The sequence below is a fragment of the Thermoleptolyngbya oregonensis NK1-22 genome (genome assembly GCF_032705245.1).
Lineage (GTDB): Bacteria > Cyanobacteriota > Cyanobacteriia > Elainellales > Elainellaceae > Thermoleptolyngbya > Thermoleptolyngbya sichuanensis.
In genome coordinates this window covers 570,113-590,861 of sequence record NZ_CP053540.1, presented here as the reverse complement: position 1 = coordinate 590,861, position 20,749 = coordinate 570,113, and the positions used below count along the sequence as shown (strand labels likewise).

At 58.3% G+C, this 20,749-nt stretch carries 18 protein-coding genes and 1 tRNA gene; 14 read left to right on the top strand and 5 right to left on the bottom strand.

Annotation, left to right across the window (positions count from 1 at the left end):
* Positions 1 to 425: 425 nt before the first annotated feature.
* Complete coding sequence (locus HNI00_RS02520; protein ID WP_316790386.1) at positions 426 to 2,015, top strand: DUF3370 domain-containing protein; 1,590 nt, start codon at positions 426 to 428, stop codon at positions 2,013 to 2,015.
* Positions 2,016 to 2,072: 57 nt separating this feature from the next.
* Here HNI00_RS02520 and mutL read toward each other — a convergent pair whose 3' ends face one another.
* Positions 2,073 to 3,830 (bottom strand): DNA mismatch repair endonuclease MutL, encoded by a 1,758-nt coding sequence (mutL, locus tag HNI00_RS02515; protein ID WP_316790384.1) that lies wholly within the window; start codon positions 3,828 to 3,830, stop codon positions 2,073 to 2,075.
* Between the two features lie 310 nt (positions 3,831 to 4,140).
* Here mutL and HNI00_RS02510 point away from each other — a divergent pair, with 310 nt between their 5' ends.
* Positions 4,141 to 4,503 (top strand): STAS domain-containing protein, encoded by a 363-nt coding sequence (locus HNI00_RS02510; protein ID WP_172353804.1) that lies wholly within the window; start codon positions 4,141 to 4,143, stop codon positions 4,501 to 4,503.
* 122 nt (positions 4,504 to 4,625) lie between these two features.
* Complete coding sequence (psb29, locus tag HNI00_RS02505; protein WP_316790381.1) at positions 4,626 to 5,354, top strand: photosystem II biogenesis protein Psp29; 729 nt, start codon at positions 4,626 to 4,628, stop codon at positions 5,352 to 5,354.
* Between the two features lie 178 nt (positions 5,355 to 5,532).
* On the opposite strand, the gene HNI00_RS02500 is transcribed toward psb29, so the two are convergent.
* Positions 5,533 to 5,606: transfer RNA gene (locus tag HNI00_RS02500), tRNA-Pro, on the bottom strand.
* Between the two features lie 107 nt (positions 5,607 to 5,713).
* On the opposite strand from HNI00_RS02500, the gene lipA reads away from it, so the two are divergent.
* Together lipA and hisB are read left to right on the top strand one after the other, a co-directional pair.
* A complete protein-coding gene (lipA, locus tag HNI00_RS02495) occupies positions 5,714 to 6,592 on the top strand; it encodes a lipoyl synthase (RefSeq protein WP_316790379.1) in 879 nt (292 codons plus the stop codon).
* Positions 6,593 to 6,701: 109 nt separating this feature from the next.
* Positions 6,702 to 7,343, top strand: a complete 642-nt coding sequence (gene hisB, locus HNI00_RS02490) for an imidazoleglycerol-phosphate dehydratase HisB (RefSeq protein WP_297078531.1) — start codon at positions 6,702 to 6,704, stop codon at positions 7,341 to 7,343.
* On the opposite strand, the gene alr is transcribed toward hisB, so the two are convergent.
* Complete coding sequence (alr, locus tag HNI00_RS02485; RefSeq protein WP_316790377.1) at positions 7,321 to 8,535, bottom strand: alanine racemase; 1,215 nt, start codon at positions 8,533 to 8,535, stop codon at positions 7,321 to 7,323. The two genes, hisB and alr, sit on opposite strands and share 23 nt — an antisense overlap.
* A gap of 91 nt (positions 8,536 to 8,626) precedes the next feature.
* Between alr and HNI00_RS02480 the strand changes: the two genes are divergently transcribed.
* The 5 genes from HNI00_RS02480 (at position 8,627) to HNI00_RS02460 (ending at position 14,367) form a co-directional block, all read left to right on the top strand.
* A complete protein-coding gene (locus HNI00_RS02480) occupies positions 8,627 to 9,124 on the top strand; it encodes an HNH endonuclease (protein WP_172353809.1) in 498 nt (165 codons plus the stop codon).
* Between the two features lie 508 nt (positions 9,125 to 9,632).
* A complete protein-coding gene (locus HNI00_RS02475; protein ID WP_316790374.1) occupies positions 9,633 to 10,901 on the top strand; it encodes a DHH family phosphoesterase in 1,269 nt (422 codons plus the stop codon).
* 449 nt (positions 10,902 to 11,350) lie between these two features.
* Positions 11,351 to 12,577 carry a magnesium/cobalt transporter CorA gene (gene corA, locus HNI00_RS02470; protein ID WP_316790372.1) on the top strand — a complete coding sequence of 409 codons (1,227 nt, stop codon included), beginning with the start codon at positions 11,351 to 11,353 and terminating at the stop codon, positions 12,575 to 12,577.
* A gap of 181 nt (positions 12,578 to 12,758) precedes the next feature.
* On the top strand, positions 12,759 to 13,271 hold the full coding sequence (locus HNI00_RS02465) for an adenine phosphoribosyltransferase (RefSeq protein WP_316790370.1): 513 nt from the start codon (positions 12,759 to 12,761) through the stop codon (positions 13,269 to 13,271).
* 31 nt (positions 13,272 to 13,302) lie between these two features.
* Positions 13,303 to 14,367 (top strand): ABC transporter permease, encoded by a 1,065-nt coding sequence (locus HNI00_RS02460; protein ID WP_316790368.1) that lies wholly within the window; start codon positions 13,303 to 13,305, stop codon positions 14,365 to 14,367.
* Positions 14,368 to 14,374: 7 nt separating this feature from the next.
* Here HNI00_RS02460 and HNI00_RS02455 read toward each other — a convergent pair whose 3' ends face one another.
* Together HNI00_RS02455 and HNI00_RS02450 are read right to left on the bottom strand one after the other, a co-directional pair.
* Positions 14,375 to 15,283: an ADP-ribosylglycohydrolase family protein gene (locus HNI00_RS02455; protein WP_316790366.1), complete on the bottom strand. Its 909-nt coding sequence runs from the start codon at positions 15,281 to 15,283 to the stop codon at positions 14,375 to 14,377.
* An 87-nt stretch (positions 15,284 to 15,370) separates the two neighbouring features.
* Positions 15,371 to 15,619 (bottom strand): DUF6761 family protein, encoded by a 249-nt coding sequence (locus tag HNI00_RS02450; RefSeq protein WP_172353815.1) that lies wholly within the window; start codon positions 15,617 to 15,619, stop codon positions 15,371 to 15,373.
* Positions 15,620 to 16,020: 401 nt separating this feature from the next.
* Between HNI00_RS02450 and HNI00_RS02445 the strand changes: the two genes are divergently transcribed.
* From HNI00_RS02445 to HNI00_RS02430, 4 genes are all read left to right on the top strand, one after another.
* Positions 16,021 to 16,779 (top strand): response regulator transcription factor, encoded by a 759-nt coding sequence (locus tag HNI00_RS02445; protein WP_316790363.1) that lies wholly within the window; start codon positions 16,021 to 16,023, stop codon positions 16,777 to 16,779.
* 124 nt (positions 16,780 to 16,903) lie between these two features.
* On the top strand, positions 16,904 to 18,202 hold the full coding sequence (locus tag HNI00_RS02440; RefSeq protein WP_316790361.1) for an esterase-like activity of phytase family protein: 1,299 nt from the start codon (positions 16,904 to 16,906) through the stop codon (positions 18,200 to 18,202).
* A 262-nt stretch (positions 18,203 to 18,464) separates the two neighbouring features.
* Complete coding sequence (locus tag HNI00_RS02435; protein WP_316790359.1) at positions 18,465 to 20,513, top strand: protein kinase domain-containing protein; 2,049 nt, start codon at positions 18,465 to 18,467, stop codon at positions 20,511 to 20,513.
* Positions 20,514 to 20,553: 40 nt separating this feature from the next.
* Positions 20,554 to 20,748, top strand: coding sequence for a hypothetical protein (locus tag HNI00_RS02430; protein WP_316790357.1), 195 nt, complete (start codon positions 20,554 to 20,556; stop codon positions 20,746 to 20,748).
* Position 20,749: the final 1 nt, after the last annotated feature.

Below are 20,749 nucleotides of genomic sequence, written 5' to 3'. Positions count from 1 at the left end.
CCCCCCTTGCTCGCTGTCACGACTTCCGGGTGTGCCCTAGTTGTGAAAGTAGTGTGTAGTGGTTTGGAGTGATATGGTGAGACGTTGTATCAGACGTTGCATTGCAAGGCGTTGCGTTGTGGACCACGGTCGATCCTCCCTTTCCCTTGGGACTTGTCTACAGATGCGCTTTTGACTCTGGTAAACCGCTGACCGCTAGAAGGCGCGGCTCAGCGCGATAGGCGGACTAGCACATCCGCTTTTGAGGACGAAGCGCACTCCTCAGGTGCTTTTGCCAAAAGTAAAAATCGGGGCTTTTTGGGTTAAGTTCACTCGATCTGCTCAAGCTCGACATTCCCGCTTGAGCTGACCTGATTTGTCCTGTTGCTTTTGCCCCTTTCAGGGCGATTTGAAGTCTTTTAGATTTGGGTTTCTCGCAGGTTCTCATGCTTCCATTTTTGCCACTGTTTCCCCTTGCTCAAGCCACCCCGGCCGAGGTCTACATCCCTACACCACCTCCACCGACCCCACGACTCAGCCATGTGGTCGAAGCTCAGGAGGTGCGCCCACTACCGGGGCAGCTTGATTCGGTGCCCGTGTTTAATAGCAACAGTCCGGAACTGGTGCAGCAAGAAGGCATCTTGCTGTCCACCTTTCCCCCGCAAGGGATGCGCGTTCCCTCTGCCCACTTGAACTACGCCTTTGAAGGGCGCTTTGATGTGTTTGCCCATCACATTGCCAAAGGGCGCACGCCAACCGACGTGCGGACGCTCTACATTGGGCTTCTGGCCTACAATCCATCCGATCGCCCAGTGACGATTCAGGTTCATCAGTCTGCGAGTTACCTGAGCCAAGAGGCCCCGTTCTACGATCTGCCCTCCTACGTGGCAAACGCCGGACCCACAGTGTTTGCAGGGCCAGGCAGCCGCACAATGGGCGACATCTTGCGAGGGCTAAGTCAGGCCATTTTGCCGGAGCGGGTAACAATTCCACCCCGGTATGTGCAACTGTTGCTGAATGAACCCATTCCCCTGCGGAGCTTGCAATCTTACCGTAATCGTGAGCCGTTGCCCATTGTCGATCCGGAAGATATGGGGCTAGACGCGGCAGAGGCAGCCGATATTGTGCAGAATGGCGAGGCGCGTCGCCCGACTCGTCCGCGCCATGCGAATTTGCCCATCAACGGGCGATCGGCGCTGCTGCACTTGTCCAGCGATGGCCCCGTGCATCTGGCGAGTTTGGGCATGTTTGCCAGGGTGAATGGCAACGGCACCGAGCGATCGCCCCGTATGGAGGAGTGGCTAGCACTCTTGCAGCAGGGCGATGTGGCTGGGCCGCGCGATCGTGTTCCAACGCCGCCCAATGCCCGCCAAATTGGTCGGTTTTATTACAGCCGGGTATCTGGCGTGACGCAGGGTTCTCGCTGGGATGCTGTGCTGACAGATGGCGATGGGGTTGATCACTTGACGATTCCCCAGCGGGGCGGAGCGATTTCCTATGCAATTAGCACGGTCGATCGGCATACCCTGGGCACTGGGCAAATTCAGAGTGCGCCCATGCTGGTTCGTTATCCAGATACCGCCTATCGGGGGCATGGCAACTATGGCGTGCGCTACAACCTGACGCTGCCGCTGTATAACAACACCAATCAGGAGCAGACCGTGGCGCTGCTGTTCCAAACGCCAATGAAGGATGAATCGCTGCGGGGGCAGGCATTGCGGTTCCTGAGTCCGCCCGATCGCCGCATCTTTTTCCGAGGGACGCTGCGGCTACGATATGTGAACGATTGGGGAGTGGCCCAGACCCGCTATGTGCATGTGGTGCAGCGACGAGGACAGCAGGGCGAGCCGCTGTTGACCTTAAACCTGAGACGGGGCGATCGCCGTCAGGTGCAGGTTGAACTGCTCTACCCGCCCGATGCCACGCCACCCCAGGCGCTCACCATCCAAACGCTGGCACCAGAACAAGCGCCTCGGCCGACCCCGCAAGAAGAAGGCGGTACAGCCGTTACGCTGGAAGCCTCTCCTCAGCCGTAGGCAGTTCTTTGGGGACAAAATCACATCTGCAATCCCTAAACTTCAACCCCTAAATTTCTAAATTCCGTGGCTCTTGCCGATCACCCAATGCCGCCGGAAAAAGCGCGACAGGCTAGACTCTTGCAGCGACAGGCAAATCGGGCGACCGTGGGGGCAGGTGTGCGGGTTGCGGGTCTGCTGCCAGCGATCGAGGAGGGTTTGCAGTTCGGGTAGGGCCAGCGGCGTGCCATTGCGGATAGCCGTGCGGCAGGCCGTTGCCACCAGCGCCGTTTCCAAATCGCCGCCCAAGCTGAGTTCCAGCAGGGCCTCTGTACAATCTTCCCGCTGCGCCAGCGGAGCCGGAGCCGTGCGGATGGCCCACAGTGCGTCCCCGAAGAGTTCCACCGTCAGCCCAATGCGGACGAGTTGTTCGACTTGGGCCGTCGAGAGGTTGGGCAATAGCGCAGGCGGATCGAGGGGCACGACGGTCCAGCGATCGCACAGTTCCTCATACAACACCCGCTCGTGGGCAATGTGCTGCTCAATCAGCCAGATGCCTGCGGGGTGTTCTGCCAGGATGTACATGTTATGAACCTGGGCGATCGCCCGCAGCGGAGTGGTCGCGGAAGAAAGCGGGAACGCAGGTGCAGAAGGTTCCTCAGAAGAGTCTTCACGAGAGTCCTCGCCGATGGGCTGGTTCGGTTTGTCTAGGCTGCCCAGCCTGTAGCCCCCCCCAGACTCGGCAGCCCGCAGCACTTGCCCTAGGCGCTGGCTATGGGCGGTGTCGCTGAGGCTATGGGCATGAAGGCTGAGGGCGTGGGCGATCGCCTCCTGCACCTGCGCTTGCAGCCGATCCAGGTCCTTGAGGTAAATCTCGGCTTTGGCCGGGTGGCGATTCCAGTCAATTTGCTCCGGCGGCAGACGCAAATGCAAGAAGCAAACGGGATGGCGATCGCGCGGCAGCGTCCGGCGAAACGCGCCCAGAATCGTCTGCTCCAGTTCTGGAAGCTGAACGACCCGCCCATTCACTGCCACCTTTACCCAGTCTGGGCGGCGGCGATGGCAGCGGTCGGGTAGACCCATCAGGACTATAGAGCGCGGGGGATGGGGCGGGCTTGCGTCCTCACCACTCCCATCCGCTCCCAACCCAACTCCCAGCTCAACCTCCACCAAATCCCCCGGCTGCACGTCGCGCAGGATTTGCGGCAAGACCTGTCTCGCCGTCTGGCTGGCCCACAAGCTAAACCAGGGGCGATCGCCCTGCTGAACCACCCACGTCACCTGCGGATGGCCCAGCGCCAGATGATAGACCACCTGCTGGATGGCGCGGAGTTGTTGGGTCATCGGCGGCAATCCCTCGCGGCGAGGCAGCCAGTTGCCAAACAGGTGCGAAACCGTGACCACTGTTCCAGGGGCGATCGCCACCGTGGTTTCCGAGACGGGGTTGCCCTGGCGGTCGTAGCGCACCCACCAGCCTTCCGTCGAGTCTGCTAGACGGCTGCCAATTTCCAGATCGGCTAATTGCGCCAAACTATGCAGCGCCTCGCCCCGAAAACCCAGGCTGCGGATGCTCCACAAGTCTTCGCTAGCGTGAATTTTGCTGGTGCTGTGAGGCGCGGCCGCTTGGCGCAAATCGGTATGGCTCATGCCGCTGCCATTGTCCGCCACGCGCAGCGACCACCGCTCGGGCCATACGGCAATGCTGACGTGAGTTGCGCCCGCGTCCAGCGCGTTTTCCGCCAGTTCTCGCACCACCGCCCCCAGCGAGTCGATCACCTCGCCCGCTGCAATGAGATTGACGACTGCTTCTGAAAGAGGCTGGATGGATTGCGTCATCCGGTTTGCTGGGTCAAGACAGAACCCCTAACATTCTGCCTAATTTTGCAATCCACGGGTCAACCCCGATCTTTCGATCCACCCTGCAAACTCGCTAATCCAAAATCCAAAATCCAAAATCCACATAGCCTCCCGCTCCAGCGCAATAAACTCTACTGAAACCTAAACCCGCTGTCGGCTATTGTTAACCTGATGGGTTTCCTGGCCGCGTCGAGTTTTCTTGTAGATTGTTTGGCGGGGGTCGCTTCTTGGGAACACTGGTAGAAACTTTTACAAACCTTTCGGACAAAGGGGAGACTGAAGCAACACTATGGAGCAGCGGACACACACCACTCCAGACGGGAAAACGGTCATCGTCCTGATGCCCACCGGACGCTTGGATATCACAACGGCCTGGCAGTTTCGCCTGAAGCTGCAAGAGTCGATTTCCCGACTCAGCCCCCACATTGTCGTGAATTTGTCGCAGGTGAACTTTATCGACAGTTCTGGCCTCACGTCGTTGGTGGCTGGGATGCGCGATGCCGACAAAGTAAAGGGCAGCTTCCGCATTTGCAATGTCCACCCCGAAGCCAAGCTGGTGTTTGAGGTGACAATGATGGATTCGGTGTTTGAAATTTTTGAGACCGAGGAAGAGGCGCTAGAAGGCGTGCCCCGGAGTGTGGCCACGGGCTGATGAGCCGGGAAACGCGGACAGGAACTGGGCGATCGCCCCAAGGATTCCGCCGCCTCGTGTCCCATCGCGCCCCATTCCTCCGCGATGTGGGATAATGGGATCACAATAATTTAAGACTTCCCGTGAGCGACGTTCGCACTGTTTCAGATACTAAGCGTGCCTTCTACAGCCTGCACACGCGCCCGATTAACTCGATCTATCGGCGCGTGGTGGAGGAGTTGATGGTAGAAACGCATTTGCTCCTGGTCAACGCTAATTTTCGCTATGACCCGGTATATGCCTTGGGCGTGGTGACGACCTACGATCGCTTCATGCAGGGCTATCGTCCTGAAAAAGATCAGGAGTCGATTTTCAACGCCCTGTGTCAGGCGGTTGGCGGCGATCCCCAAGTCTATCGGCAAGATGCAGAACGATTGCTGGCAGAGGCGGCGCATCTCTCGCCAGAGGATGTGGTGTCCAAGGTGCGAGAATCGACGGAACCGACGGATGGGTTGGTTGGCGTGCTGCGCGGCGTGGCGAGCAACCCAAACTTTAAGTACAGCCGCCTGTTTGCTATTGGGCTGTATACTCTGCTGGAGCAGATGGACGGCGACATGATGAAGGACGAGGCTCGCCGAGCGGCAGCGCTTCAGTCCCTTGGCGATGCGCTGAACCTGTCTGCCGACAAAATGCAGAAAGACCTGGAACTCTATCGCAGCAACCTAGACAAGATGACCCAAGCGCGGGCTGTATTGGAGGACATCCTGAAGGCAGACCGCAAGAAGAAAGAGGAACGCGCTAAGGCGAAAGAGGGACAGGTGGAAGATGGGGCGATCGCCACTCCACCCAGTTCTCCGTCTGAGCCTGGCTGAGTCTGAGGGTTGTCATAAAACTTCTGCGAAGGCGGTGCTGACCTACGAACCCAGCGCCGCTTTTTAGTTAGAAGTTTGGCGCAAAGGGGCGATCGCGCTCTGCGATCACTCCTGAATGCGAGAAGCTGAGCGCTATCTCGGCTTAGTCCAGCCAATATGCTGGAGATCAATCTAAAAATCGGGATGAAAGGATTTGAACCTTCGGCCCCCTCGTCCCGAACGAGGTGCGCTACCAAGCTGCGCTACATCCCGCTGGCGAAATCTAAAACTTAGAAATCTACCTCAGACATTCTAGCCTATCACACGCTGCAATCAGCCCAGCCTTTATAATTCAAACAGTGTGATTTGGGCAACAGCGCGTGACGGTCAAGCCAACGAAACCAGACTGGCTGCGGGTAAAAGCGCCGCAGTGGGAGCGAGTCGGAACGGTCAAAGAAATCCTGCGAGATTTGGGGCTAAACACGGTCTGCGAGGAGGCCTCCTGTCCCAACATTGGCGAGTGTTTTAATGCGGGCACAGCGACGTTTCTGATCATGGGCCCTGCCTGCACCCGCGCCTGTCCCTATTGCGATATCGACTTCGAGAAAAAGCCAAAAGCGCTCGACCCGCAAGAGCCAGAAAACCTGGCGGAGGCCGTGCGCCGCATGACGCTGAACCATGTGGTGATCACCTCGGTGAACCGGGACGACCTGCCCGACGGCGGCGCGGCCCAGTTTGTGCGCTGTATCGAAGCCGTGCGGCGGGTATCGCCCCAGACGACCATTGAGGTGCTGATTCCTGACCTCTGCGGCAACTGGGACGCGCTGGCGCAAATTCTCGCGGCTCGTCCTGAAGTGCTGAATCACAATACGGAAACGATTCCCCGGCTGTATCGGCGGGTGCGTCCGCAGGGCGATTATGCCCGCACGCTGGAGTTATTAAGGCGATCGCGCAAACTGGCTCCCTCGGTCTACACCAAGTCGGGCATCATGGTGGGGCTGGGCGAGACGGATGCGGAAGTGCGCCAAGTGATGCAGGACTTGCGCTCGGTGGATTGCGACATCCTCACCATCGGGCAATATCTCCAGCCTAGCCCCAAACACTTGCCGTTGCAGGCATTTGTTACGCCGGAACAGTTCGATGCGTGGCGCGTGGCGGGCGAGGCGATGGGCTTTTTGCAGGTCGTGTCTTCGCCGCTCACGCGCAGTTCTTATCACGCCGAGCAGGTGCGGGCGTTGATGCAGCAGCATCCGCGTTGATGGGGGGTTAGGGGTTGGGGCGAGGCTTGAGGCAGACGGTTGGACGAAGCTTATCCAGCGCTACAGCATTTGGGATAATGGCTAGATATTTCGTCTTACAGGATTCCCCATGCAGACCCGCGAACCCGTAACGGCTACTCCGAATTCCTCCAGTGTCACGAGCGATCGCACTGCCGCCATCAGCCGCACCACCAAAGAAACCGACGTGCAGGTGAGCCTGAACCTAGACGGGCAGGGGCGCTGCGTGGCGCAGACGGGCGTGCCGTTCCTCGACCACATGCTGGATCAGATTGCGTCGCACGGGCTAATCGACCTAGAGGTGCGGGCAACGGGCGATGTGCAGATCGACGATCACCACACCAACGAAGACGTGGGCATTACGCTGGGCATGGCGCTGGCCAAGGCACTGGGCGATCGCAAGGGGATTCACCGCTTTGGGCACTTCGTCGCGCCATTAGACGAGGCGCTGGTGCAGGTGGCACTGGACTTTTCGGGTCGGCCGCACCTCAGCTACGGGCTGCAAATTCCCACCCAGCGCGTCGGCACCTACGACACCCAACTGGTGCGCGAGTTTTTTGTCGCCGTAGTCAACCACGCCCAGATCACATTGCACATCCGCCAGCTTGATGGCATCAACTCCCACCATATTATTGAGGCGACGTTCAAAGCTTTTGCCCGCGCCCTGCGGATGGCGGTGGAAGTGGACCCGCGCCGGGGCGGGGCGATTCCTAGCTCGAAGGGTGTGCTGTAGCAGGTTGGGAACCCCGCACGGGCTGCGGCGGGTTGATGGTCAGCCGGGGCAGGCGATGCTTGAAGCTGCACAGGATTTCCCAGGAAATCGTGCCCAGCGTCTCGGCCCAGTCGTCGGCGGACATTCGCGCCTGTCCGTCTTGCCCCAATAGCGTCACCACTTCGCCCTCTTGCAGGTCGGGAATGGTGCTGACATCTAGCATCATTTGATCCATCGTGATTGCGCCGATTTGGGGAACATTCTGCCCCCGCACCAGCCCCGTCATCCGGTTCGACAGGTTGCGCGGCACGCCGTCAGCATAGCCGATTGCCACCGTCGCAATGGTCATGTCTCGGTCGGCAATGAAGCGATAGCCGTAGCTGACCCCCGTACCAGGGGCGATCGCCTTGACCTGGGTCACTCGCGCCTTGATCTGCATCACTGGGCGCAGGTCAATTCCCTGAGCCAGGTGGGGCGCAGGGTATAGCCCGTACATCGCCAGCCCCACGCGCACCCGGTCGTAGTGCAGCGCCGAGTCTGCCAGCGTTGCCGCCGAATTCGCCAGGTGCAGCTTTGGTGGATTCACCCCTGCCTGCCGCATTTGGGCGATCGCCGCTTCAAACCGTCGCTGCTGGAGCCGCATCACCGTTTCATCGGGTTCATCCGCCGTCGCCAGGTGAGAATAGGCGCTGGCAATGTGCAAGTGCGGCAACCCCTGCACCAGTTGCCCAAACGCCGCCGCATCTTGCCAGGGCGCACCCAGCCGAGACATCCCCGTATCCAGCTTCAGATGAACCGGAAGCGGCTGCCGCAGGGTTAGCTTGCCTGCCGTTTCCGAAAAAACCAGCGCTTGCCGGGGGGTGCAGAGCGTCGGCTGGAGCCGCCAGCGGGCGATCGCCTGCACCTGTTCTGCTGTATTCGTCGCGCCCAGCAGCAGAATCGGAGCCTGAATGCCGGCCTCGCGTAGCTCAATGCCTTCGGGAATCGTGGCCACGCCCAGCCAGGTCGCCCCAGCTTGCAAGGCAGACTGGGCGATCGCCACGGCCCCATGTCCATAGGCATCCGCCTTTACCACCGCCATCAGTTCCGTCCCCGCTGCCAGCCGCATCTGCAACTGCTGGACATTGTGGGCCAGCGCCGATAGGTCAATCTCCACCCAGGCCCGCTCCCGCTGCATCGGGATCAGGCTTGGCGTGTGTTCCCAGCTCAACATACCCCACTCCTCACACACTCTCTGGTCAAGTGCTAACTATGCTAGTATGCGTGTTAACATCCTTTAAACCTTTTTATAAATCCAGCCATCAATGGGCAAGGTTCTGGTTCTCAACGCCTCGTATGAACCGCTCAACATTACTAGTTGGCGACGGGCAGTGATCCTGCTGATTAAGGGAAAGGCGGAGCAAGTCGAGCATAACGGCAAGCTTGTGTATGACAAATTTCCCCTGCCGACGGTGATTCGGTTGCGCCACTACGTCCGCGTTCCCTACAAAGAAATTCCGCTGACTCGCCGCAATATCCTCCACCGAGACAGCCATTCCTGCCAATACTGCGGCTATACAGGCGACGAGCTAACGCTGGATCACGTCTTGCCCCGATCGCGCGGGGGCGAAGATACCTGGGAAAACATTGTGACCGCCTGCGTCCGCTGCAACGTCAAAAAAGGAAGCCGCACGCCCAAAGAAGCCAACATGATTTTACGCCGTCCACCCCATCGCCCCCACAGCGGGCTATATTTTGAAGTCACCAAACACATAAAAAGCGGTGTGCATCAAGAATGGCAGAAGTATGTCATCGGCATATGACCCCTGTGCGGCGATCGCACGGGGGTTTTTGCTTGGGCGATCGCCCAACCCTGGTTCCACAAGGGTTTTGGGTTCTGGGGCTACGTCTGGCGAAGGGTCGGGAAACTGGCCCTTGGGTGGACTGCGAAGCACTGTTTTTTTTGTCATGATCGCAGTAGGGGAATCAAGCGAACCTCGACTTGGGCGCGGAACGCCTTGAAATTACTTGACAACGCGGGTTTGGCAGAGCGCACAGTTTAGAGGGCTGTGTGGAACGGGGACTGTAAAAAGAAATGTAAAGAGAAAAAGGATTGATGAGCGATCGCCCACTCGGTTGACTGGAGATGCTGCCCTCCCATACGGTGGATTTAAGCTTTGCAAGTGATCGTTGCAACCCGTGAATTCAACCCGTGAACGCAACGCATTAGAAGCAGCCTAGAAGCAGCCTATAAGCAACCTAGAAGCAGCCTGTAAGCGCAACGTGCAAGCGTAACTTAGTATCCGTGTTTTGACATCAATTTCCAACGCTATGCAATTGAATTCAGTTCCTTCTCTAGATGTACTGCCGACGGATATAGGGTCTGGTTCGGTTGCCTTTGGCGCGGGCGATCGCCCCCCCGCAGACGGCGACGACCCCTTTCAACGGCGAGCCGACTGGACGCTTTCGACCCCCCAAGGACGACGGCTAACGGAGCAAAAGACCGCCGCTTTGCGACAGTTGTTGGAACAGCATCGGGGCGATCGCCAGTTGATCATCCTGCAAGACTTTCCCGACCCCGATGCCCTCTCTAGCGCCTGGGTCTACAAGCTGATCGCCGACCAATTCAACATTCGCTGCGACATTGTCTACGCAGGCACCCTCAGCCACCAGGAAAACATTGCCTTGGTGCGGCTGACAGGGCTGCCGGTGCAGCGCTGGAGCTATCAAGCCGCTAAGGAAAAAGACCTGTCCGTCTATGGTGGCGCGGTGTTTGTCGATAACCAGGGCACAACCACCCAACTGCTGTCGCTGATCGAGCAACTCAAGATTCCCGTAGCGGTTGTCATTGACCACCACAGCTTGCAGGGCGATCTGCACGCCGAATTTTCCGACATTCGCCCCCAGTCTCGCGCCACAGCAACCATCCTGACGCAATATATCCAGGCAGGGATGGTGCGGCTAGACAGCAGCAACAATGAGCATGTGAAGTGTGCCACGGCGCTGATGCACGGGCTACGCTGCGATACCAATCGGCTGATGCAGGCTCAAGAAGAAGACTTTCTGGCGGCCGCCTACCTCAGCCGCTACGCCGACGCACAATTGCTCAATGCAGTGCTGCAATCCTCTCGCTCAAAGCGGGTGATGGACGTAATCGAGCGATCGCTCCGCAACCGCATCATTCGCAACAACTTCTCTATCGCCGGGGTCGGCTATCTGCGCTACGACGACCGGGATGCCATTCCCCAGGCAGCCGATTTCCTGGTCACAGAAGAAAACGTCCACACGGCCGTAGTCTATGGCATCGTCCACGACGAAGACGAAGACCTGGAAATCGTCATCGGCTCCCTCCGCACCAACAAGCTGACCCTCGACCCCGATGAATTCATCAAGGAAGCCTTCGGACAAGATGCCCAAGGACGATACTTTGGCGGCGGGCGATCGATGGCAGGTGGCTTCGAGATTCCGATGGGCTTTCTCTCTGGCTTCAACGAAAACAGCGACTACACCCGCCTCAAATGGGAAGTATTTGACTCTCAACTCAAGCAAAAGCTGCTGCGGCTGGTCAACCCCGAAGACGAAGTAATCCGCACCTCATAGGGTTTGGCGGCAAAGCGCTTAAGCTGAGTCCAGAAGCAAGTAGACAGATTGGTAGAGGTAGAATAACCTGCCCTTTAACCAAAGTGTAGCGTGCTGTAGCGTGCGATTCAGTCAGCCGTAACGTACCGCCCCGAAAGGCTTCGATACGTTACGCTAGCGCTGGCGCACCCGCCTGAACCGACAGATGCCGACAGATCGGTAGATACAGATTAGTAGATACAGATTAGTAGATACAGATTAGTAGATTAGGATCTGGGCGGCTCAGTTCACGACTCTGCTCCCTGCCCTGGTTCATGCGACACGCTACGCTACAGGCACGCAGGCGCACCTAGAGTATGCTTGACACAGCTTCTTCTTGACGCTTTTCTTAACTTCCTGATAGCGCTGGTTCGGGCTTTCCCGTCGGCCCCCGTTCAGCCGTCAGATCCCAATGCTCAGGACTAAATGCCATGGCAGCTAAACCCTCCAGTTCTCATACAAAGCAAGCCCATAACCGAGTGGAACAATTGACTGCTGAGGCGCTATCTCGTGCCTTCTTTGTCGAGGGTTTGACGGATGAAGAAGAAGACGATAACCCCTACCTAGAATATTCCTACCATGAGCCGGGTGCCCTGCCAGGAACGCTCACCATTGAGGACGACGCACCGCCCCCTGTCATTACCCTGATTGATTATTGCGAAGACAGTGCAACTCGGATTCCTATTAATGAGCCGGAAGAAGCCATTCCCTACCTGGATGCCGAGTCGGTTTCCTGGGTAGATGTCAAAGGTCTGGGCAGCGAAGACGTACTCAAGCGTCTGGGCGATATTTTTAACCTGCATCCGCTGGTTCTAGAAGATATCGTCAACGTGCCCCAGCGTCCAAAAGTCGAAGAATACGGCGACCAACTGCTGCTCATCACCCGCATGGTGACGCTGAAGGACAGCGGCCGCGGCTTTTTCACCGAGCAGGTGAGCTTTATTCTGGGAAAAAACTATCTGCTGACGGTGCAAGAAGAACCCGAATACGACTCCTTTGGGCCCGTGCGCGAGCGCATTCGCCTGGGCAAAGGCACAATTCGCAGCCGTGGAGCCGACTATTTGGCCTACTGTTTGCTTGACTCGATTGTGGACGGCTTCTTTCCGGTGCTAGAAACCTACGGCGAGGAGCTAGAGGAACTGGAAGATGAGGTGGTTGCGAAGCCTGTCCGCACCACTCTCGAAAAAATCCACACCATCAAGCGAGAACTGCTCAACCTGCGGCGATCGATCTGGCCAATGCGGGATGCCATCAGCGCCCTCATCCGCGATGGCGAAGACCTGCTTCAGGACGAAGCGCGGATGTATCTGCGGGACTGCTATGACCACGCGGTGCAGGTGCTGGACATGGTAGAAACCTATCGGGAGGTCGCTTCTAGCCTAATGGATGTCTACGTCTCCTCTGTGGGCAACCGCATGAACGAGTTGATGAAGCAGCTCACACTGATTTCCTCCATCTTCATTCCGCTGACGTTTATTGCCGGAGTCTATGGCATGAACTTCAACCCCGATGCATCCCCCTGGAATATGCCTGAACTGAACTGGTATTGGGGCTATCCATTGTGCTGGGCGGTGATGCTGCTGACTTCGGCAGGGCTGCTGTTTTATTTTTGGAAGCGCGGCTGGTTTGAAAATTACTCAGGAATTCGGGAAGACTAGCGCTGAATTTGTCCATCCGTTTGTCCCTCTGGTTGAACTGCTGGGCAAACGGTTTACAATCTCTGCGTGTCCAGTTCTTCGAGCTAGAGACTTTCCACAGACTTTCCACAGACTTTGTAGATTTGCTTTGTAGATTGGAAACGTAGATTTGCCTTGTAGATTTGCTTTGTAAATTGAAAATATGGATTTGAAATCGCTGATTCGCGACATTCCCGATTTCCCTCAGCCGGGAATCTTGTTTCGAGATATTACAACCCTGCTGCGCGATCCTGAAGGACTACGTTACACAATCGACAGCATGGCCGAACGTTGCGCCGATCTGTCGGTAGATTACATCATCGGCATGGAGTCTCGTGGGTTTATCTTTGGTGCGCCGCTGGCCTACAAGCTGGATGCAGGATTTATCCCCGTTCGCAAGCCAGGAAAGCTGCCTGCTCCGGTTCACAGCGTCGAATATGAGCTAGAGTATGGCACTGACAAGCTGGAGATTCACCGCGACGCAGCGGAGCCGCCTGCCCGGATCTTGATTGTGGATGACGTGATTGCGACGGGGGGCACGGCCGCCGCAACGGCTAAGCTGGTGGAGCAAACGGGCTGTGAACTGGCGGGGTTTGGGTTCATTATTGAACTGACAGGACTGGAGGGGCGCAAGAAGCTGCCGGACGTTCCAGTTGTTACCCTGGTGGAATATTAGGCGGTTTAAGCTCAGGTTGGGTAGGGCGGCTATGACTTCTCGCGAGACAGCTTCAGCACAGCAGCGACTTTCGGACGGACTGGTTCAGGTTCAACGGTTCTTGGCCAGTGAAACTGTGGGCTATGTGGTGAAACGGCTGCTGCAAGGGGCGCTGACGCTGCTGCTGGCTTCGGCGCTGAGCTTTTTCATCATTCAGCTTGCGCCGGGGGATTATCTGGACACGCTGCGCCAGAATCCGCAGATTTCGGAAGACACGCTGAATGCCTTTCGGGAACAGTTTGGGCTAGACAGGTCGCCGATCGAGCAATATTTTCTTTGGTTGCGACAGATTTTCACGCGCGGCAACTTTGGCGTGAGCTTTATTTATTCTCAGCGGCCGGTGACCTCGCTGCTGTGGGAGCGAATTCCGGCAACGCTGCTGCTGTCGATCGCCTCTTTGGTGATTACCTGGGCGGTCGCCCTTCCCTTGGGCATTATCGGCGCGGTCAACCAGAACAAGCTGATCGACCGCATCTTTCGCGTGATCAGCTACATCGGTCAGGGGATGCCCGCGCTGATTATGGGGCTGCTGCTGCTGTTTTTGGCGCAGCAACTCTCACCGCTGGTGCCTGTAGGCGGCATGACCAGCATCAACCACGCCGATCTGACCCTAATTGGCAAGGTGCTGGATATCGGCTGGCACATGATTTTCCCGACGCTGGCGCTGAGCTTGGTCGGGTTTGCCGGCCTCCAGCGGATCACGCGGGGCGAGCTGCTGGACGTGCTGCGGCAGGATTATATTCAAACCGCCCGCGCCAAGGGACTGCCAGAGAATCGCGTCATTTACGTCCACGCGCTGCGAAATGCCCTAAACCCGCTGGTGACGCTGCTGGGCTTCGAGTTTGCCAGCCTGCTGGGTGGCTCCTTCATTGTGGAAAATTTCTTCAATTGGCCAGGGCTGGGGCGGCTGGTGCTGGAGGCGATTACGGCGCAGGATTTGTATCTGGTGATGGCTAGCCTGATGATGGGCGCGGCGATGCTAATCATCGGCAATTTGCTAGCGGATCTGCTGCTGAAGGCGGTTGATCCCCGGATTAAGCTGAGCAGTATTCAGTAGTGGGGAGCTAGCCTGCGGCTGTCAGCAGTTTTTCGGCCAGTTGCCCAATCTCCTCGCGCAGGGTGAGCGGTTCCAGCCAGCGGGACGGAATGCTCGACTCGCTATAGAACGCGCCCGCGACCTGGCCGCAGATGGCGGCGGTGGTGTCTGCATCGTCGCCCAGATTTGCCGCGGCGAGAATCGCCTGCTCGTAAGTCTCCGTTGTCCAAAAGCACCAGAGGGCGGCTTCCAGGCTTTGAATCACATAACCCGTGCCGTGGATCTGGTCGAGGGGTTTGTGGCGATAGCTGCCCTGGGCGATCGCCCTCACCGCCTCTTCCGCAAACGATGCCGGGTCGCTTTGCAGCAGGATTTCGGCTTTGCTGGCTCCTGCCAGTGCCCGATGCAGAATCTCGCCGAATAGTTGGGAGGCTTCGACGCATTCCGCTGCGCCGTGGGTGGTGCGGGCGCTCTCGCCGGAAAACTGTCGCGTGCGATCGCCATCGGGAAAGTAAAAAATTGGCACTGGAGCCAGCCGCATCAGGCAGCCATTCCCCGCCGCTTTGGGATGCGTCGAGCCGCTAAAGGGGTTGCCAGAGGCTTTGTAAGCCTGCAATGCCCGTTGGGTCGTATTGCCAATATCAAAACAGACCCCAGTGCTGCTGAGATAGCCCCGCTCAAACCAGGCCCAGTAGCGCTCCATCTGGTCGGCCGCGTCGAACGTGCCCCGTTCCACCAGGCTAGTCGCAAGGCAAAGCGCCATTGAGGTGTCGTCGGTCCACTGGCCCTTTGCTAGCCGGAACGGGCCGCCGCCCACCATGTCGATGACTGGCGGAAAAGAGCCACGCGGCTGAAACTCGACCGTGGTGCCCACTGCATCCCCCGCGGCTAGCCCTAGCAGACAGCCCCGCGCACGTTCCAAGAGAGAAACTGACATTCCAAACAGGCCAGACTAGCAGACCAGACTAAACGGCTCAGAGGCGATCTGGGTCAAAAAGAGGAGACAACGTGAGATTCAGAGAGCCTAGTAGAAATCGACCTCTGGTTCGGGCTGCGGCTCAACGAAGCTGGAGGGGTCGTAAAGATAGCGAGTGGCTTCTTCTTCGAGCTGGTGAATCAGGTAAGGTTCGACGACGTTCGTATGCCGAAGGGCGGCCAGATATCCATCGAGGTATAGGCGCAGTTCGTCGAAGCGATAGCCCCGATGCCACTGCTCATTCAGCGCGTCGGTCAGGCGCTGATAGAACCGGATAATTTGTGCGTCCTGAAGCATGGAGAGGTGGTGCAATGCTATGCCCTATTTTACCCCGAAGACAGGGGTGACTAGGGGCGATCGCCCCATTCTGTCCAGACCGATAAGCATTCTGAATACCGAGCTTCTAACCTTCTAACAATGTTAAGACTTATGCAGTTGGAGAATTTCTCACGGGCGGCACCCGCGAGAAATTGTCCAAAGTCTAGAAAGCCTATCGCAAGTGCGTAAGTCCTGAATATTTCCAATGTTTCTAACAGCGTTTCCTAACATCCCACAGCCGCGCCAGCCCAGTTTCCACAAACGGCCCATTTGTCAAGGCTTGAGTCGCCTGGCCCGTAGCAGTGGTTACAAAACCTTGACAAGCGCTCTGTTAGCTTTAGAAACAATCCGTATCATCAGCTAAGTCGTAGCTAGACATTGTGAGCGCTGTCTGCATTCAAATTGTCGAGGGAAATCCCCATTTGCGATCGCTTCTCGGGTGGCACCTCCAGCAGGTCGGCTATTCGGTCTATCAATCTGCCAGCTTGCAGCAGGCCAAAGATGTCTACTTAAACCGCAAGCCCCAGCTTGTGGTGCTAGATTCAGATTTGTCCGACGGAAGCGGGCTGGAGTTTTGTCGATGGCTGCGTCAGCAGAGCCAGCCCTTTGTGCTGATTCTCTCGGCCCGCAGCACCGAGTCCGACATTGTAGCTGGCCTGCGAGCAGGCGCAGACGACTACCTCACCAAGCCCTTTGGGATGCAGGAGTTCCTAGCGCGGGTGGAAGCGCTGACCCGTCGCAGCCGCCCCACGGTCGCCCCGGCCATTTTGGACTATGGCGATTTGAAAATTGACCTAGTGCAGCGCCGCGTCCATCTGAAGCACGAGCTAATAGACCTGACTCCGCAAGAATTTAGCCTGCTCTATGTGCTGGCGCAGGCAGGTGGTTTGCCCCTCAGCCGTTCGGAACTGCTCCGCAAAGCCTGGCCCGATGCGATTGACAATCACCGCACCGTGGATACGCACGTCCTTTCTCTGCGGAAAAAAATTGAGGTCGATCCGCGCCAGCCCAATTTAATCCAAACTGTTCGGAATGTCGGCTATCGCTTTAACACCGAGGTTGCCGGGCCCGGTCTGGTCGCTGCGTCCAACCCCAGCCCGAACCATAATCATCGGGCCGCGATGCATTCCTTGTCCTAAGCCCAAACTTTAGCCCAAACTTTAGGGTCTGCTTTCACCTGCTTGCATTTCATCTGCTTTCATTACGGCGGAAAAGCCGGGGGTTGCGGTATGCTGCTGCTAGCTGCGCTCGTCTGCTGTTGCTATGGGTTTCGGGTTTTTCTTTGGGAGTTCTAGCGTTCAGCCGCTGCTGCGAGGGAATGGACTGCGCGTAGGGCTGCAAGTTGGGCTGCAAGTTGGGCTGCGAGTTTTGGCGCAGTGGCTCAGCAGAATGTTGAATAGCATGTTGAACGGACGGCGGGCGATCGCCCTTCCCGTTTTGTGTCTGCTGCTGTTGGGCATCACGGGCTGCACGCTGCCCCGCGTCAATGCTGAGGAGCGGCTGTTTTTGCCGCTGTCGGTGGATTTTCTGGGGGAATATCGGCTGCCACCGCAGGAGTTTGAAGGTGCGCCTGTGGGCGGTCTGTCGGGGCTGGCCTACGACCGTCAGCGCGATCGCCTCTATGCCCTGTCGGACGACCGCAGCAACTTCGGCCCTGCCCGATTCTACACACTCCATCTCACGCTAGATCAGTCTGACCCAGCAAATCCCCGCATTGGCTCCGTCGAGGTGGAATCCGTCACGCCGCTGCTAGACGAAGACGGCCAGCCCTTTGCAGCGGGAACGGTCGATCCAGAGGCGATCGCCCTCACGCCCTGCCAAACCGTCTACATCGCCAGCGAGGGCATTCCCAGCCAGAACATTCCCCCCTTTATCGACGAGTTCGACCTGGAAACCGGCCGCCGAAAATCTCGTCTCAAACTTCCAGAGCGCTACTTGCCCGCCGCCGCCGATGCCCCGTCCAAAGGAGTTCAGGAAAACCTGGGCTTTGAATCTCTCACCCCCGACCCCAGCGCCCTGGGCACGGCGGGCTATCTGGAACCCTTTCGCCTGTTTGCCGCCACCGAGTCTTCGCTGCTCCAAGATTTGGACGCTGGCCCGTCGGGGGAGTTGCCGCCCCTGCGCCTGCTGCACTATCTCATCGGCGAAGACCAGGCAACGCTCTTGGCAGAACATCTCTATTACCGAGACGCGCTGCCGCCAGAGCAGGGCGAACCCGGACTGACGGAACTCCTAGCGATCGACGCAGGCGGCCAGTTCCTCAGCCTAGAGCGGGCCTTTACCCCACAAACGGGCGTGACCGCGCAACTCTTCCAGATGGTGATGGGCAACGCCACCGACACCTCTGGGATGCCCCAACTCCAGGGCGACCTGAGCGGCATTCAGCCCGTCCGCAAGCGCCGCCTGCTCAACCTAGGCGACCTGGGCATTCGGTTAGATAACCTAGAAGCCATGACCCTCGGCCCCCGCCTGCCGGACGGCTCCACGACCCTGCTGCTGGTCAGCGACGACAACTTTAACCCACTCCAGGTGACGCAGTTTTTGCTATTCCGCCTGCGGTAAGGAGCGAGCTTGGGCGAAAGGATCTTGGGTCACAAGAGCAAGCCAAGGACGCTATCCATCCAAAATCCAAAACCCAAAATCCCGAGCCGTCCCCTTCCGAAATCAACTCCATCCATCCAAATCCAAAATCCAAAACCCAAAATCCCAAGCCGTCCCCTTCCGAAATCAACCCCGCAATCAATGTATTTATGAAGTATTTATAATGTTGAACTTGTTGAAATAAACTCCCCGTTCCCGACTCCCTCACCCCCCGCTCTTGAACATGCAACCTCCCCTGTCCGCTGGAACCGTTTTGCAAAATCGCTATCGCCTGGTCAAGCTGCTTGGCCAGGGCGGGTTTGGGCGCACGTATCTGGCAGAGGACTTGGGGCGGTTTAGCGAGCGGTGTGCGCTGAAGGAGTTTATTCCCTCGCAGTCGGGGGACTATGCGCTGGAAAAGTCGAAGGAACTGTTTCAGCGAGAGGCGGCGATCCTGTATCAAATTCAGCACCCGCAAATTCCTCAGTTTCGCGCCACGTTTGAGGAAAATCAGCGTTTGTTTCTGGCGCAGGATTATGTGGAAGGCAAGTCTTACCGTGATTTGCTGACGGAGCGCAAGCTGAGCGGGCGGGCGTTTTCGGAGCCGGAGGTGGTGCAACTGCTGCGGCAACTGCTGCCTGTGTTGGCCCATATTCATGCCCGTGGCATTATTCACCGCGACATTGCTCCGGATAACATCATGCTGCGGCAGGCCGATCAGCTTCCAGTGCTGATTGACTTTGGCGTGGTGAAAGAAATTGCCACGCGGCTGCAAACGGCGACCCAATCCACGACCGTCGGCAAGCTGGGCTATGCGCCGAGCGAGCAAATGCAGACGGGACGCGCCTATCCCAACAGCGACCTCTACGCGCTGGCGGTGACGGCGGTGGTGCTGCTGACGGGGCGTGAGCCGCAGGAACTCTACGACGACATGAACCTGACCTGGCACTGGCAGCGCTACGCCAACGTCAGCCCCGGATTGGCGCAGGTGTTGAACAAGATGCTGAGCTATCGGCCGGGCGATCGCTATCAATCGGTAGCCGAAGTGGCCCAGGCGCTCCAGGCAGTGACCAATGCGGCGACCTATCCCGCAACGCAGCCGCCCACCTACCAGCCGCCCGGCTACCAGCCGCCCACCTATCCCCAGCCCAGCTATCCCCAAGGGGGCTATCCGCAGCCAGGCTATTCGCAACCAGGCTATCCAGCCGCGCACCCGTCCCAAACGCCCCAGCCCGTCGCCAGCCCGCCGCCCGACCCCCTTTCGCAAATGCAGACCGTGGCCGTGGGCCGCCCCGTGCCGCCCAGCACCACGACAGCGCACACGCAGGCAGTGGGCAGTGCGGGTCGGCAAGCGAATCGCTCGATTCCTGCGCCGCGCCAAACCTCGGTGTGGGACAATCCGCTGGCCGTGCTGGCGATTGGCATTGGGCTGGCAACGATTACGGGGATTGCGTCCTGGGCGGTGGTGAGTGCGCTGCTGAACGGCAGTCCGCCTGTGGCAACGCCATCGCCGACCGTAACGGTTACGCCCAGCCCGACGGTCTCGCCTTCGCCCAGCCCCAGCCCAACGGCTTCGCCCTCGCCCAGCCCCTCGCCCAGCCAGCCCGTCGAGTTTGACCAGCGGCTCAATTTGCGGCCCGGTTCCAACACCACGGCACGGGGCAGCCTGCGAGATAATCAGACGATTAACTACCTGATCTCGATGGAAGCAGGGGAGACGCTGACGGCGCGGCTGGATGGCGACGGCGTGATCATGACGGTGCTGAATCCCGATCGCCAGCCTGTGGACGGACAGGCTTCGCAGGTGTTGCAGTGGAGCGGCACGGCAGCCTATGCAGGGGATTACGTTGTGCAGGTGAAGCCGCTATCGGGCATTTCTCGAACGGACTATGCGTTGACTCTGAGTTTAGAAGGCGTGCCGCCGAGTCCCACGCCGCCACCACCGCCGCCGCCTGATCCATCACCCACGCCAGAGCCACCGCCGGAAGTCGATATCCGCACCGAAACGCTGAATCTGTCGCCGGGAGAGTCGCGGGAGGTAGATAACCAGGTGCGGGCGAATCGGATGCGTCGCTATCTGGTGGATTTGCAGAGCGATCAGGGGTTAATCGTTGATATCATCCAGGGCAATGTGCAGGTCGAGATCCGCGACCCGAATGGGCGATCGCTCTCCAGTGCGTCGGGCGGCACGCTGCAAATCGGGCCAGGGCTATCTCAGTCGGGCCGCTACCAAATCGATGTCAGCGCTAACCAGACTGTGAACTACGTGCTGCGGGCGACAGCGATTAACTAGAACCGATTAACTAGAACCATCAATCCTGATTTAGGCAGGCATGAGAGATAGTTTGGGGCTATTGGCGAAGGTCATGGGCGGTTCTGTCCTGGGGGCGATCGCCATCAAATACTTTCCACCGCTGGCGCTCGTGCCTGACAAGGTTGGCATCGTGTGGGCGATCGTGCTGACCCCGACGGTGGTGATGGCGGCGCTGCTGGGCTGGCTCACTTGGCGGAGGCGGCCATCGGCATAGG